The sequence below is a fragment of the Wolbachia endosymbiont of Aedes aegypti genome, from assembly GCF_021496215.1.
Taxonomy (GTDB): Bacteria; Pseudomonadota; Alphaproteobacteria; order Rickettsiales; family Anaplasmataceae; genus Wolbachia; species Wolbachia pipientis.
The window spans coordinates 417,914-432,730 of sequence record NZ_CP090902.1 but is presented as its reverse complement, the minus strand read 5'-3'; the positions used below and the strand labels follow the sequence as shown (position 1 = coordinate 432,730).

Here is a 14,817-nt window from a genome sequence, read left to right as displayed (position 1 = left end):
AAAAACGCCAATATTTTAAAGCAGATAATAACCCCAGGGCTTCTTTTGCCTTTTTTTCATTTGGTAAATTTCTTAATGTTTATAGCTAAAAGAGCCCAAGAGAGGTCAATGCCCCTGTGATGTCATTCCAGTGCTTGACACTGGAATCCAGCCTTTATTATGCAGCCACTTGGTTGAAATTAAGTCTTCTGGATCCCAGTGGGCTTTGTTGCATCGCTAGCTATGATGGATTAAAGATAAAAAAGATAGGGAATATCAGTAGCTTATTATTCTGGTATTTATAACAAGAACGGTCAATGAATACCTAAATTTGAGTAAAAGAAATTTCACTACCATTTACCAATCCGGCTAAAATTCAAGAATTTCAATGCTTTAGCTATTTTCAATAGAATTAAATTTATTAATATAAATAACAAATTACTATTCTTAAATTTGATCAGATTGATTGCAAAAAAACAAGATTTTCAATAGGTTGCTTATAATCCTAACTATAGTTAGCCTTTCATAAGTAGCGATGCAACAAAGCCATCCCAGTGTCAAGCACTGGGATGACAAAAAAAGGAGGCTACTCGGATGACAGAAGAAGGTACTGCCGTCATAAAGGAACCAGTTTCAGCTACTTTCATGACATCGTTGTAACATTGTACCATATTACAATTTAGCGTTTTTAGTAACTAAGAAAGTGCTTCCCCCTTTTAGAGCACTGCATATAATAGAATTATATCGCAGTGCATTGCGAAACAAAATTCCCAATACTACAGGAGGCTTTATGAATAAGAAATTTCTCTATTCACCATTGTCAATAAAAAGTATAGGAGAAAACGGTGTATTTTCTGGTTATGCGAGCGTTTTTAACATAGTTGATAAACAAAATGATCTGATATTGCCCGGAGCATTTAAGGAAAATTTAAACAGAAATAAAATAAAACTCCTTTGGCAGCATAATCCTGACGAACCTATAGGTAGTATCATAGATATTTATGAAAATGATGTTGGCCTGTATATAACCGCACATTTACTTTTGGGTATTCAGAAAGCAGAAGAAGTGTATTTGATGCTCAAAACTGGGACAATTAACGGACTTTCCATCGGCTATATACCTATAGAGTATGATGTTGATCATAAAAGTGGAGCTAGAGTGTTAAAACAAGTGGAATTATGGAAAGTCAGTTTGGTCACTTTTCCTGCAAACTTGGCTGCTCAGGTAATCAATGTGAAAAATCAGAACAATGAACAGGGAGTGTTAGCAAGAGCGATAGAAAAAGCAAATGCTGTACTTGCAGACATGTACATTTCTGCTTAAAGTGTATTAGGCGGGCAAAGACTTTACCATAATTTGACACCTGCGTTAGTATTTGTTTAACATTTATACTAATATATATAATTTTATTACTATTAAAATTTTCTGTAAATTAAAGTTAAAAAATAAGGTAATTTTATGCTAAATATTAATAATAAGGTTAATTATGAAATTAATATTAAGCGAAAGGAAAAAAAATACAGCTGGTCTACTGTATTTGCTTGGTTATATCTAAAAACGATTGGACGAATATTGCCCAAGAGATGGAATAGATGGGCAGAAAATATTTTGTACTACGATAAAACTACTGCAAACAATGAAGTTCAAACTGATGCTTTTAAGACAATAGATGGAAGTGTTCAAGTTGACTTAAAACCTGAAGTTGTAGAGAAAGAGAGCCAAAGTGTAGTGATAAACAAAGATGGAGGGGTTCAGACTGATGGAGTAGCATTGATAACAGAGGAAGATGATGAAGCATTAGAAGAACAGCTGGAGGGCATAAATTAGGAATTAGAACTTGAACGTTTACAAAATGCTTCCTTAAAAGAAGAAAATAGAGAATTAGGATCTGCAATTGAAGGACTTGAAAAGAGTTATAAGGGACTTACAGAAGATGCAGGCGAACGAGAAGAGGAACTAACCAAATACAAACAAGATAAAAAAGCAATGCAGGATAAAGTTGATGAACAACAGAAAACTATATTTGATCAATACATGATAATAAGAGAGCAAGGAGAAGAAATTGAAGCTACTAGGAAAGATAATGAAAGTCTGCAAGCACAAATAATAGAACTTAAGAGTAGGTTAAAGGACAAGGAGGATAAATTAATTGAATTGAATCAACAATGGCAAGCTAGCAAATTAGTGGCTTTACTTAAATCACAGACTGATAAATTGTGTCAGGCTAAAGACAAAAATACTGAATTAGAAAATAAAGTCAGTGACTTAGGTCATGAAAACAAAGCTCTACGATTAAGTGTGAATACATTGACTGCTCAATTGGGTGAAATGGAGAACTTGGGGAAGCAATTACAAAGTGTTCAAGAATCTAAACAACAATTGGAGATTGATTTAGAAGGTCAATTGAAAGCTGACACTAAGAAACTACAGGAAGCAAAAGAAGGTCAATTGGCTAAAAAGGCAGGTGCAGTGAGTACAGTATCTACTGCAAAATCAACTCTTTCAAAATTACGAAACTTGCCCAATAAGCTTTCTAGGGATAAGGGTCTCAATAACTTTTTATCTGGGAAAAACGAGGAGTTAAAAAAAGGTTTTCCTGAATTTAAAGAGAAACACTTTTGCCATAACGTGCTTAATGAAACTATAAAGTCTCTATCAAATCAAGATGATGGCAAATTTGAAAGCAGTAAGCTGCTTGAATTATTAGAAAGTAATTTGAAACAATCCGCAAGGGAGATCATAGAAGCTAATGTTAAAGAAGTTGTCAACGGACATTGTAACATTGGAAAAAATATGGGTAAAGAACTACGAGATGACACGTTAAAAGCCAAGTTGTCACCTTCTGCTAGAAAATGCGTAAAAAAATTAGAATTTAACAAACAAGAAGGGGTAAATAAGATTGTAGACTCTATCTTGCACAGCTTTAATAGCAAGAATAATAATAATAACGACTCAGGAGAATTGCTTAAAGAAATTGTTACAGGAAAATTAACAGAGGCTAAAATGAAATGTTTTTCAAATAAGATTCAAGAGTTACAACTGGCATTAAGCATAAGAGATAAATTTTTATCTCCAGATCAGGGAATGTGTAATCAAACTCAAGGAGGAGTAAACGAATATCAATTAACAGAAAAAGCTAAAAAAGAACATATACCTAATTCCTCTATGAGTTCCCCTAATATTGCAAGCATACATTCATTGAACAGTCAGAAAGCAGTTAGAATAGGTTCTTAGCATAAAGCACCAGCTCCTCTTTTGTTAAAGTGTAGGAGCTATCTTCCCAATGTTGTTTTAGCAATTCCAAGTTTCTACCTAAACTTTTTCCTGGCTGGTGACCTATACTTATTAAATCATCGCCAGATAAAGGAAATTTTGGAATATTGAATGTGTTAGCAAATGAAATGTATTCATCAACATTTTCTCCAGACTCAACACCACAAATTTTCACTAAATCACAATATAATTCTCTACCAAATAAAGATATGTATTTTTTTTGCTCTTTTTCTGAGAGTTCTGTTTTGATATCGTTGGATAGTAAAAATAGCAGCTTTTTCTTTTGCTTGTTCGAAAGACGTAAAAATTTGCTTACATATTCTCCAAGACTTAACCTGTCATTTTTTTTAGTAGCCCTAAGGAGTAACGCTAATTTTACTAGTGCATCAGTGCCCAAAAGAAGTGGCGAAGACAGAATTTCGCATTTTACTTCTTTTGGGATAATCTTTTGCAAAACATCAGATTCTTGCATGCTCTTAAGTGTTGGAAAAGGATCATTGCACTCCAGCAATTTAAGTATTTCATCTCTTATTCTCTCTCCAGAGAGGTTTTGGATCATATGCGAATGCTTTTTGCATACGCTTAGTATTTCATCACTCAAATCTCCGACACATATTTTTGCATGAAAACGAAAAGCTCTTAGAATACGTAGATAGTCTTCTTTAATTCTATCTTCAGCGTTGCCTATAAAGTTTAACCTTCGCGCTTTTAAGTCCTCTATACCACCAAAGTAGTCATATATATGGCCATGCTTATCTGCATACAGAGCATTAAATGTAAAGTCGCGCCTTGAAGCATCCGCTTGCCAATTATTGGTAAATTCTACTTTTGCATGCCTACCATCACATTTCACATCATGCCTTAGTGTCGTAATTTCAAAAGACCTCTGATTTAGAACCGCAGTGATAGTTCCATGTTTTAAGCCAGTTGGAATAGTTTTTATATTACGGAGTTTTAGCGCTTTAATCGTTTGATTGGGAAGCAAATTAGTAGCTAAATCGATGTCGTGGACATCACGCTGCAAAATTGAGTCTCTCACACACCCGCCGACAAGCCTAGCCTCACCACCAAATTCCTCTATGGCATCAATAATTAAACTAGTCTCATGGTCAACTTGCATTTAGGTTAGTACGTACTGCAAGTTCATATTATATGAAATGCTTGCAAAAGCCCTATATAAAAATATACAGGGCTATTAAGATTTTACAAGTTGTGGTGCTCGTTGTTGATGAAATGGTTCTGCCATCGATTCCGTACCACATCTTAGTAAACTTGAAGGGTTTTGCTGCTCTATGCGCTGCTTTATATCACTAACGCACTGCCCTACAACATCACCAATTTTTCCATCAGCATTTTCTGCCAATAACTTATCAAATCCCTTTTCAACCTCTGCTCTCTCAGAGATATCCTTTGAAAGGTTACAATATTCTAAGATCTCGTCTAGCTGCAGTTTTTTTGCTAATAGGAAATCTTCTTGTTCTTGCAGTTGTTTTGCTGAACTTTTATTTCTATCAAGCAATGGTTCGAAATGCAATCCGCCTTTGTTTATTATATGCACAGTACTACTATCATCATAATCAACTTTATTGTATTCACCTGCACTTTTTGAACCTGAATTGTCTATTAATTCATGCAAAGACAGATCTTGGTTATCAACAGTCTGGTTCTCTATAACATGTAGCTTTACCTTATACTTTTCACAAAGTATTCTGCCTTCAACGTCAGGATCACCCCACCTACTGTTACGCATAATGTCTGCTGTATAATTATCTACAGTTTCACTACGGTGCTGGCCATTGTTATCATGACTATTGACAATTGCATTTGTAAACCACTTTGGTGGATTCTTTTGCGCAAATTCCCTACAATCATTTCTTAATTTTTCGGCAGTAACTTGCTCTCCTGTCTGTTGTTCTAGACTTTGCCTGAACGAGTCAAAAAAACAGCTTCCATTACCAATTGCTTGTCCTACATAGAAATTGTCAGGGTAAGGGTTACTATTTAAAAGAGTTATTTCTTGCCCTGAGATCCTGGGCCTTTTTATTCCAACCTCAACATCATGAAGGTCACTTGGTAGTTTCCGTTTCTTAGCTGTAGTCATAGTTTTACCTTAATTTAAGCTATATATTACTATACCAACAAAATTGTCAATAAGCGACTAATTAAGTATAGCAGAAATTTTTAAATTATGCAATAGTTATAATTTTACATAGCAAATATGAGTTTTAACTGCGGTATAGTTGGGTTACCAAACATAGGAAAATCAACCTTATTTAATGCGCTTACAGAGTCAAGTGCAGCCGAAGCTGCAAATTATCCTTTTTGCACAATCGAGCCAAATATAGGCAAGATTTCGATAAAAGATCAACGTTTGAAACAAATCGCAGCAATTGCAGGCTCAGAGAAGGTAATCTACAACCAATTAGAAGTTGTAGATATTGCAGGTCTGGTAAAGGGTGCGAGCAAAGGCGAAGGGCTTGGCAATAAATTTTTAAGCCATATCAGAGAAGTTGATGCCATCGTTCATCTGCTCAGGTGCTTTACGGATGACGATATCAGCCATATACACAGTAAAATAGATCCAATATCAGATGCTGAAGTGGTAGAAATGGAATTAATCCTAGCTGATATTGATAGCATAGAAAAAAGGCTTCCTCAATTGGAAAAGAAAGCAAAGCAAGGTGATAAAGAGCTAAAGAGACAACTTGAATTAATGCAAGAGGTATTAGCTACTTTAAAATTAGGTAAACCTGCAAGAAGTTTGGAGAATATCAATGAAGATGAGATGAAGTTGCTTCAATTGCTGACAACAAAGCCCGTTATGTACGTTTGCAATGTTGAAGATACAAATGTTATAACTGGCAATGAATTATCTAAAAAGGTAGAGAGGATGGCGGAGGAAAATAAAAGCAAATTTTATTGCATTTCAGCAAAACTCGAAGCAGATATTGCAAATCTTGATAGTGAAGAGGAAAAACAGAGTTTTTTATCAGAATTTGGCTTACAAGAATCAGGCCTTGATGGAGTAGCGCGTATTATGTATGAAGTGCTGAGTATGATAACTTTCTTTACTGTGGGCCCCAAAGAAGCACGTGCATGGCCAGTAAAAATAGGGTCAACAGCCGATAAAGCAGCAGGTGTAATCCACACTGATTTTGAGAAAGGCTTTATAAAAGCAGAGACAATAAGCTTTGCAGACTACATAAAGTATGGAAGTGAATCAGCTTGCAAAGACGCAGGAAAAATTCGCTTTGAAGGCAGAGATTATATCGTGCAAGATGGCGATATAATGCACTTTAGGTTTAATGTGTAGTTTATTATGCAGCCACTTATTTAAAGTTAAGTTTTCTGGATCCCAGTGTCTGGGCACTGGGATGACATCCTCCCTAGCGGAGATTGCTCTCAAACCACAATGTTCGTACAGTAAGCACTGACCACTTTGCTTCAATATTTGCGATGCCCCTGAACAGATACAAAAAATCTATTGTTTTTTTATAAATTAAATCCTAAGGCATTTTTTACTGTAGATTAATCATTTGATTATAGTATCATTTTAATTAAGCTTATGCTTGGGATATTTATGAAGAATATTTTATATTTTATATTATTAGCTGTCGTATTCGGATCACCCATCCTGTTTGCCGTAGAGCAGCTTGAAGAAAAGAAAATTGAATCAGTTCATAAAAACGAAAATGTATGTGTAAGGAAGCAAGATAGCACAAATCAAAAAGATGAGTTAAAAAGCAACGTCGATGCTAAACAAACACAAGAGGCTGAGAGCAAAAGATTAGACGGCACTACCGATAAAGAGAAACTGCAACACAACGAGAACAAAGCTTTCGTGGTTGAAAAAACTATAAGTGAAGGTGAAAGGATTGATAAAGATTTGCCAAATGACCAGCTAGAAGGAAGCACAGACAAATTTGCTCAAAATTTACCAAATGTGGCCAATAAAGAAGTGAATAAAGATTTGAAACCAGAGCCTTTGCCTTTAAGTGCTGATTTAAATGAGAATACAGCTAACCCGCAAAAAAATCTACAAGCTGATCAGAAGATTGATATAAAAGATAATGAACTTTCAAAAAGTGATGCGAGTCAATTATTAGAGGGAAAAAAAGAAAAAGTAGAGAATCAGTCTGAAGAAAAAAAAGTGAAAGAAACAAACAGTAATTCCAAGGACCGCAATAGAGTAAAACCTATAACTAAAAAAGATGAAGAAGAGCAAAGTGAAAAGAAAAGTTTACAAAAATGGACAAAGCTAAACAGAGAACCAATAAAAGAATGGGGTCATAAAGACATACAAAGCAAGTCAATATATAAACGACAATATGATAGCCTTAATGAGCATCTTCCTACAACTGTGTTTATTGATGATTACAGTAAGCAATTTTTTTACTGCATTAAGAAGAACAACTTAACTTGCTTAAGAGGAGTAATAAGTAAGCTAGAAAAAATTGGATTAACAATTCAAGAGATACTAAGGTTTAGAAACAAATTGGGTGATACTCCTCTCATTTATTCAGTTAAACAAGGTGAGGTAGACATAGTGCGCTTTCTCTTATTACAAGGTGCTGATCTTAGAGTAGTTAACAATAATTTTCAATCCCCAATTGATATAGCAATCGAAAAAAAGCAGATCAATATAATAAATGCGATTGCCGAAATGATGCCACATCTTTTGGAGGATAGAAAAATAGACAATAAAGAAAGCTCAGCAATGTACGATTGGGCTGTGAAAACGAAAGAAATACAGTGCGATAAGCAAGATGATTAGATTTTTGATATTAATTTTAGTTGGTCATTTATGTTATGGAAATGAAACAAATGATGAAAAAAATCAGATTAGTGATTTTTTAAACGCTTTGCGTGATGCAAAATACGTATCTTACAGTAAAAAAGACTTTGCTGAATTTTTGGTGCAGTGCCACAAAGAGGGCGTGCCAGAAGATTTTAAGAAAGGTTTTGGTTCTAACTTAAATGGAGCTAATTTTAACCAACTGTACCTAAGTAAATCTGTTTTTGATGGAGTAAGTCTGATTGGTGCCGATTTTTCTAACACCGATTTATCCGATGTGTCTTTCATTGATGTTGATTTACGTGGTGCTAATTTTTCCAATGCTAATTTACATGGCATTAAAATAAAAGGTACAAATTTGAGTTTTACAAAATTTGTTTCTGCAAACTTAACAGATATCGTATTTGATCAGTCTAATGTTAGTTATGCTGATTTTATCAGTTCCGATCTCAAAAAAGTAAGTATGCACAACGTAATTGGTTTGCATACTAATTTCTCGAATGTGAAAATGAATTTCTCCAACTTATCAAACTCGAATGTTAGCCACGTAAATTTTAGTGATAGTGAAATAAACGATACTGTTATGCAGAAAAACAACCTTGATAATGCAAGTTTCTTTGGAGTGGATGCATATAAATTAAAGATACAATTTTCTTCATTAAAAAATGCTAACATATATGGTGCAGAGTTAAAAGAATCAGACTTTACAGGTAGCAATCTTTCCGATGCTTGCCTTAATTCTTCTATCATAATTAACAGTAACTTCGACGAAACTGATTTAAGCAACACACAAATTTCCTATGTGAATGACGATAATTCAAGTTTTGTTCAATCTATACTAAATGGTTCCAAGATAAAACATGCATATGTTTCTGAAGCAAATCTTCATGATGCTGATTTATCCAATATTGATTTTAGTTTTAGTGAACTGCATCAAGTTAATGTCTCTAATGCTGACATTCGTCACGGAAAGTTTCATAATACTAAAGTTGCAAATTCTAACATGAATGGCTCATTTTTTGACCATTCACTATTCACCTATGTGAAGATAGAAGATTCAGACCTTTCTACAACTTCAATGTATAAGATAAAAATCCAAGACTCTCAAGTTTATAACAGTACACTTTCTCGCCATAATATTGATTCCAGTGAAATAGAAAATTCAACATTCTTTAATTTATTAGCTGATAATTCGAGTTGGTCCAATTTAAAAGTAACTAATTCAAATTTTATTGAAAGCGATTTCAGATCTTCTTTGCTTCACGCTAATGCCTTTAGGAAAACTAGTTTTTTTCTTAGCAATTTGAGTAATTCAACAATTAGTGATATGTCTTTTCACTCTTCAAACATATATAAAAGTTCAGTTGCTGATGTTCATTTAACAGATTGCAAGTTTGATAATTCGATTTTGATTGACAATCAAGGACAGAAAAAACTTGCAGGGTTAGAAAATGCTATAACTTCAATTGGAGATTTGCAAGAGAAAATATCACAGGGTGAAAAATTTAATGTAAATTATTCTTACTTTGAATTTAAGAATATGAATTTAGAAAATGCCGATTTTTCTAATTCAACATTGAGTAGAGCAAAGTTTGTAAACGTTAATTTGAATAAGGCAAATTTTGAAAAAACCGATTTGCGCTATACTGTCTTTGATAACTCTTCTCTCATTGGCACCAACTTATCAAATTCTAATTTAGAAGGTTCTAGCTTTTTAAACTCTGATCCAAAAAGCACCATGTTAAAAAATGCAAAGAAAAATGACCGTAAAAAGTGAGGGCGTATTATTGGTTCTATCCTCCCCTTCTGGAGCTGGAAAAACTACTATATCAGCAAAATTACTTGAGCAATCAACTAATTTAGTTAGGTCTGTTTCTATGACTACACGCAAGCCTCGCCCCGGCGAAATAAATGGAAAAGACTATTTTTTCGTTACCGAAGAAAAATTTCACGAGTTATGCAAAGCTGGCCAAATGCTTGAATACGCCAAAGTTTTTGAGAATTTTTATGGTATACCAAGAGATTTTATAGAGCAAAACCTGAGCAGTGGAATAAGCGTTTTACTCAGCATAGACTGGCAAGGAGCATTTCACTTATTCAAGCTCATGAGAAAAAAAGTTGTGAGTGTTTTTATACTTCCCCCTTCAATGGAAGAGCTTAGGTTGCGTTTGCAAAAGCGTAATAGTGATGATGCAAGCGAAATAGAGCGCAGATTAGCCGAAGCTCAAAAAGAGATAAGCAAACGTGATAAATATGATTATGTAATAATCAATGATGATATTGATAAAAGTGTAGAAGAGATAAGCTCCATACTAAATAAAGAAAGACTTAAAAAACTAAAAGAAAAACCAAGTCTGGAAGACTGATAAAAACATCAATTTGGATATTTGCAGCTATAGTTTCTTATCCTATTTTAGCCAATAGCACATTTCACAGTTTAGCTATATTTATTATTTTTTAAGATTAAATGGTTAAAATAGTAGCAACTGTTCAAGTGAGGTTTAACTATGACGGCAAATTTTCTCACAGAAATTAATTTTCTGCCTTTCCACCTATATTTTGATCACATATACAACGTTTAGCTCAATTTAAAAGTCAAACTTCTTGGTTGTTAGTTTAGTGCTGACAACTTAAATAGCTTTTAATATTGAGGTTTTAGTATGGGTATAGATATAACTGCACTAACTACTAATGCAGATAAATTAGGTGAATGCATAGATAAAAATAAAAAGCAAGAGCAGGATAGAAAAGACGAGCAATTGTATGGCATTATAGAGAGAAAGGTAAAAAAAGAAGAACACAAGCGTGAAAAACCAAGAGGTCAAGATGGAACCCTCAAGAAGTGTAAAAGGTTATTTGAAAAAGATGCTAGTCCTGAAGTATTAACTAAATTAGAAGAATCACTTAGAGAACAAGAAAAATATTATAGGTATTATGTCCAATGCTTCCTTCCAGTGCTAGATAAAGCAATAGAACGATCGAAAAAAATATCAAATGAAACAAAAGAGCGAGTAAAGCAAGCAATTTCAGAAATTACTTATAATAGCAAATATTGTAACCAAAATGATCGTAGGGACAGTGGAATTGAAAGTGACTACAGTAGCGATGCTGGTGATGATTATGAGAAACATTCAATCAGTAACCCTAATACAGCAAATGAAGATCAAGAAGTAGAGAAAAGCAACGAAATAACAAATAGCAATGCTCTATTACTAAAAGCGATCAAAAATGGAAATAACAGGAAATTTGAAAAATATCTAAAAGATTGTACGGATATTAGCAGCATAAAAGATGAAAAAGGAAACAATATTTTACACCTTATCGTATCGTTGGAAAAGAAACAGAAACGCAAGTTTCTAGGTATTCTAATAAAAATGGTCACCAAGAAAGATCTAGCACAACTCATTAATAGTGAAAATCAGACCCCTCTTCAGGTGGCACTAATTAACAAGATAACAAAAGAAAAACATGAGTCTCACACAATCCAAGATAACGATAACACACTTAAGTTTCTTAGAAAATTGTTAGAGCATGGAGCCAGCCATGATCAGTTAGAATTACCTGAGGAAAGCTTAAAAAAATTGTCTAAGGGGCAAAATGAATACTATTGTAAATTTTTAAAGAAATTAGCTAAAAAGGCTGAGCTAAAGCAGGAAATAAAAATCAAGACAGAAGCAAAAGTTAAAGAAATTGTGGCACATACTGTAAACACTCCAAATAGTAATAGTGATTATCCGTTACATTTAGCAATTAAAAATAATGATAAAGAACTTTTTAAAGAACTATTGCAAGAGGGGGCGAACATTAGCCTTGAAGGTGCAAATAAAAATAATGCCTTACACCACATTGCTTTACTTAAAGGAGAATATAAAATCAAATATTTGAAGTTAATATTAGATTTTGAAAAAAAAGGAGTAATATCTTCAGAAAAATTGCATAAGGCTATAAACGCTCAAAATAAAGATGATAAATATCCAGCGCAAGTTGCTTTAATTAGACAAACAGAGAAGATATCTAGTAAGTTAAAAGACTTTTCTAGGTGGGTTAGATCAAGGCCCACAAAACATTATTATACTGCTGAATTTTGTGCAGAATTGTTACAAAATGGTGCTGAGAATAAAAGTGACCATATAACAATACCTAAAGAGCATCGTAAGCAAAAATATTATCAGACTACAAAAAGAATCAAAGATATAACAGGTGTTAGCCCTGACCCAGAAACACAAGAAGAACTTGAAGAGCATTTTTCTAAGAAGAATGCTCGTAAGAATATAAGTCTTCCAGTAAAATGGATACTCGGAGGTTTAATTTTTGCAACAGTATTTAGTGCTTTAGCAGGAAACATGATAGCTGCAGCCGCTTTATCGGTGACCATAGCGGTTTGTGCAATGTGTTACCCTATTTACTTAAAGTTAGAAAATGCTCTTAATGCTAGATCATCAGATCAATCAGAGCATACAGAAAACCCAGCTACTAAAATGAGCGATGTATCAATACTACGTCAATTCATGAATAAGCTAGATGGGCTGACTAATAAACCCTCTTCTCTGGCGCTATGAAATCAATCTCACCGCTCAGAGTTTTTTCAGCCACTTTTTTATAATCAATTTTTACGTTAATTTGCCCTTTCTTTTCTTCAAGCCACGCTATAGTGTGCTTCATCCAGTTTTTGTCATCACGTTCAGGAAAGTCTTCACGAGCATGTGCACCTCTGCTTTCCTCGCGATTAGCTGCGCATTCCATGGTAATAACCGCTTGTGGGATCATGTTAGCAAGCTCCAGCGCTTCAACTAAATCACTGTTCCACATCATACTGCGATCCTCAAGTGAAATATCAGGCATCATTTTTGCTACCTTTTTTATAGCTTTTTTGCCTTCTTCTAAAACTTCAGCAACACGGAAAACTGATGCGTATTTTTGCATAGTGTTCTGCATTTCACCGCGTATTTTTGCTACTTTTAGCCCACCGGAAGCAAATCGCATTTTATTAAATCTATCTACTATCCAGTCTGTGCAGTCTGAATGCAATTTTTTATGTGGTGTACCGGACTTTAGCTTCTCTTTTGCTCTGAGCGCTGCAGCTCTACCAAAAACCACAAGATCAAGAAGCGAGTTAGAGCCAAGTCGATTTGCACCGTGCACAGAGACACACGCAGCTTCTCCAATTGCAAATAGTCCATCTACTACCTCTTCCTTACCTTGCTTCAGCGTGATCACTTCTCCATAATAATTGGTTGGAATGCCACCCATGTTATAGTGAACAGTCGGAATGACCGGTATTGGATCTTTAGTGACATCAACTCCAGCAAAAGTTCTTGCGGTTTCGCTGATGCCCGGCAATCTGAGTTTTATTACTTCCGGATCAAGATGCGCTATAGTTAAATACATATGATCTTTTTTTGGTCCAACCCCCCTTCCCTCTCTAATTTCAATTGTTATTGCGCGACTTACCACATCACGGGAAGCTAAATCTTTTGCTTTTGGTGCGTAACGTTCCATAAACTTCTCGCCCTGAGAATTAACGAGGTACCCCCCTTCACCACGGCATCCTTCTGTCATCAAGCACCCTGAGCCATATATTCCTGTTGGATGAAATTGTACAAATTCCATATCTTCAAGTGGTAATCCAGCCCTTACTACCATGCCATTACCATCACCTGTGCAGGTATGCGCACTTGTTGCAGAGAAATAAACACGTCCATATCCACCTGTTGCTAGCACCACTCTATGCGCACGAAATCTATGTAATGTGCCGTCGCATAGCGACCAAGCAAGAACTCCGCAGCATGTTTCGCTATCCATAATTAAATCAATCACAAAGTATTCAACAAAAAATTCAGCGTTGAATTTAAGACACTGCTGATATAGAGTGTGAAGGATTGCGTGCCCAGTCTTATCTGCTGCCGCACAAGTGCGCTGCGCTGATTTTCCTTTACCAAAGTGAGTTGTCATTCCACCAAAGGAACGCTGGTATATTTTGCCATCTTCTGTACGAGAAAAAGGTACGCCAAAATTTTCAAGTTCAATAACAGCTTTAGCAGCGTTTTTACACATATATTCTATTGCATCTTGATCACCAAGCCAGTCTGAACCTTTTATTGTGTCATATGCATGCCAGCGCCAATCGTCTTCACCGATATTACCTAAAGCTGCACTAATTCCGCCTTGTGCTGCAACTGTATGACTTCGTGTAGGGAAAATTTTAGAAATGCAGGCAACTGAAAAATTAGTTGCAGCCATCCCAAGCGTTGCTCTGAGCCCTGCTCCACCTGCACCTACTACTACCACGTCATACTCATGTTCTATGATCTCATACGCTGACTTATCCATATTTACTTATTTTATCATTACAGGCTTATGATATCACAGAAGTAGAAAAAATCTATACAAGTTTTCTATAGTTAAGACGTCATGCCGCCGCGGCGCTAACAAGTAGCGGGATGACAGCAATCCTACGTCATACCGCCACGAACCGTCATACCGCGATTCATTCGCGGTATCTCTAGATCCCGCTAACAAGCAGCGGGATGACGATTGTCGTTTAGCTATAAACATTAAGAAATTTACCAAACGAAAAAAAAGGCAAAAGAAGCCCCGTGGTTATTATCCGCTTTAAAATATTGGCGTTTTTTATGTTTTAAACGCTTGAAAAGCAAGATTAAGCTGCTTTTAATTGCAACTAACCTACGCTGCAAATGTTTAAGAAATTTACCAAGCAGAAAAAAAGACAAAGAATCCCCGAGTTAGCTAGTCTTTTACTATCTTTGTC

At 35.0% G+C, this 14,817-nt stretch carries 12 protein-coding genes and 1 pseudogene; 9 read left to right on the top strand and 4 right to left on the bottom strand.

Features of this window, described 5'->3' with window-relative positions:
• Positions 1-120: 120 nt before the first annotated feature.
• A pseudogene (locus L0Z58_RS07030) lies at positions 121-201 on the bottom strand (WPE palindromic element domain-containing protein); the annotation flags it as partial.
• A gap of 568 nt (positions 202-769) precedes the next feature.
• Between L0Z58_RS07030 and L0Z58_RS02210 the strand changes: the two are divergent.
• The 3 genes from L0Z58_RS02210 to L0Z58_RS02200 all read left to right on the top strand — a co-directional run bounded on the left by L0Z58_RS02210 (position 770) and on the right by L0Z58_RS02200 (position 3,214).
• Positions 770-1,303 carry an HK97 family phage prohead protease gene (locus L0Z58_RS02210; protein WP_010962602.1) on the top strand — a complete coding sequence of 178 codons (534 nt, stop codon included), beginning with the start codon at positions 770-772 and terminating at the stop codon, positions 1,301-1,303.
• Between the two features lie 135 nt (positions 1,304-1,438).
• The gene (locus L0Z58_RS02205; RefSeq protein WP_010962601.1) at positions 1,439-1,807 is read left to right on the top strand and encodes a hypothetical protein; all 369 of its coding nucleotides are present in this window, start codon (positions 1,439-1,441) and stop codon (positions 1,805-1,807) included.
• Between the two features lie 159 nt (positions 1,808-1,966).
• On the top strand, positions 1,967-3,214 hold the full coding sequence (locus L0Z58_RS02200; RefSeq protein WP_010962600.1) for a hypothetical protein: 1,248 nt from the start codon (positions 1,967-1,969) through the stop codon (positions 3,212-3,214).
• Here the strand turns inward: L0Z58_RS02200 and L0Z58_RS02195 are convergent.
• Positions 3,198-4,373: a CCA tRNA nucleotidyltransferase gene (locus L0Z58_RS02195; protein ID WP_010962599.1), complete on the bottom strand. Its 1,176-nt coding sequence runs from the start codon at positions 4,371-4,373 to the stop codon at positions 3,198-3,200. The two genes, L0Z58_RS02200 and L0Z58_RS02195, sit on opposite strands and share 17 nt — an antisense overlap.
• A gap of 75 nt (positions 4,374-4,448) precedes the next feature.
• The gene (locus tag L0Z58_RS02190; protein WP_010962598.1) at positions 4,449-5,354 is read right to left on the bottom strand and encodes an OTU domain-containing protein; all 906 of its coding nucleotides are present in this window, start codon (positions 5,352-5,354) and stop codon (positions 4,449-4,451) included.
• 117 nt (positions 5,355-5,471) lie between these two features.
• Here L0Z58_RS02190 and ychF point away from each other — a divergent pair, with 117 nt between their 5' ends.
• From ychF to L0Z58_RS02160, 6 genes are all read left to right on the top strand, one after another.
• Positions 5,472-6,566, top strand: coding sequence for a redox-regulated ATPase YchF (ychF, locus tag L0Z58_RS02185; RefSeq protein ID WP_010962597.1), 1,095 nt, complete (start codon positions 5,472-5,474; stop codon positions 6,564-6,566).
• Complete coding sequence (locus L0Z58_RS06895) at positions 6,559-6,687, top strand: hypothetical protein (RefSeq protein ID WP_348994354.1); 129 nt, start codon at positions 6,559-6,561, stop codon at positions 6,685-6,687. The genes ychF and L0Z58_RS06895 overlap by 8 nt, the downstream gene beginning before the upstream one ends.
• A 146-nt stretch (positions 6,688-6,833) precedes the next feature.
• Complete coding sequence (locus tag L0Z58_RS02175) at positions 6,834-8,027, top strand: ankyrin repeat domain-containing protein (protein WP_022626282.1); 1,194 nt, start codon at positions 6,834-6,836, stop codon at positions 8,025-8,027.
• Complete coding sequence (locus L0Z58_RS02170) at positions 8,020-9,825, top strand: pentapeptide repeat-containing protein (protein ID WP_010962595.1); 1,806 nt, start codon at positions 8,020-8,022, stop codon at positions 9,823-9,825. The genes L0Z58_RS02175 and L0Z58_RS02170 overlap by 8 nt, the downstream gene beginning before the upstream one ends.
• On the top strand, positions 9,809-10,414 hold the full coding sequence (gene gmk, locus L0Z58_RS02165) for a guanylate kinase (RefSeq protein WP_022626283.1): 606 nt from the start codon (positions 9,809-9,811) through the stop codon (positions 10,412-10,414). Before L0Z58_RS02170 ends, gmk begins: the two co-directional genes overlap by 17 nt.
• 294 nt (positions 10,415-10,708) lie before the next feature.
• Complete coding sequence (locus L0Z58_RS02160) at positions 10,709-12,607, top strand: ankyrin repeat domain-containing protein (protein WP_010962593.1); 1,899 nt, start codon at positions 10,709-10,711, stop codon at positions 12,605-12,607.
• Here the strand turns inward: L0Z58_RS02160 and sdhA are convergent.
• The gene (gene sdhA / locus L0Z58_RS02155) at positions 12,579-14,378 is read right to left on the bottom strand and encodes a succinate dehydrogenase flavoprotein subunit (protein WP_010962592.1); all 1,800 of its coding nucleotides are present in this window, start codon (positions 14,376-14,378) and stop codon (positions 12,579-12,581) included. The genes L0Z58_RS02160 and sdhA overlap by 29 nt on opposite strands.
• Positions 14,379-14,817: the final 439 nt, after the last annotated feature.

Excerpts from the sequence above, each read along its gene's own strand:
- L0Z58_RS02195 (WP_010962599.1), bottom strand. The coding sequence starts at position 4,373 with ATGCAAGTTGACCATGAGACTAGTTTAATTATTGATGCCATAGAGGAA.
- sdhA (WP_010962592.1), bottom strand. The coding sequence starts at position 14,378 with ATGGATAAGTCAGCGTATGAGATCATAGAACATGAGTATGACGTGGTA.
- L0Z58_RS02160 (WP_010962593.1), top strand. The coding sequence starts at position 10,709 with ATGGGTATAGATATAACTGCACTAACTACTAATGCAGATAAATTAGGT.
- gmk (WP_022626283.1), top strand. The coding sequence starts at position 9,809 with ATGACCGTAAAAAGTGAGGGCGTATTATTGGTTCTATCCTCCCCTTCT.
- L0Z58_RS02175 (WP_022626282.1), top strand. The coding sequence starts at position 6,834 with ATGAAGAATATTTTATATTTTATATTATTAGCTGTCGTATTCGGATCA.
- L0Z58_RS06895 (WP_348994354.1), top strand. The coding sequence starts at position 6,559 with ATGTGTAGTTTATTATGCAGCCACTTATTTAAAGTTAAGTTTTCTGGA.
- L0Z58_RS02200 (WP_010962600.1), top strand. The coding sequence starts at position 1,967 with ATGCAGGATAAAGTTGATGAACAACAGAAAACTATATTTGATCAATAC.
- L0Z58_RS02210 (WP_010962602.1), top strand. The coding sequence starts at position 770 with ATGAATAAGAAATTTCTCTATTCACCATTGTCAATAAAAAGTATAGGA.
- L0Z58_RS02170 (WP_010962595.1), top strand. The coding sequence starts at position 8,020 with ATGATTAGATTTTTGATATTAATTTTAGTTGGTCATTTATGTTATGGA.
- L0Z58_RS02190 (WP_010962598.1), bottom strand. The coding sequence starts at position 5,354 with ATGACTACAGCTAAGAAACGGAAACTACCAAGTGACCTTCATGATGTT.
- ychF (WP_010962597.1), top strand. The coding sequence starts at position 5,472 with ATGAGTTTTAACTGCGGTATAGTTGGGTTACCAAACATAGGAAAATCA.
- L0Z58_RS02205 (WP_010962601.1), top strand. The coding sequence starts at position 1,439 with ATGCTAAATATTAATAATAAGGTTAATTATGAAATTAATATTAAGCGA.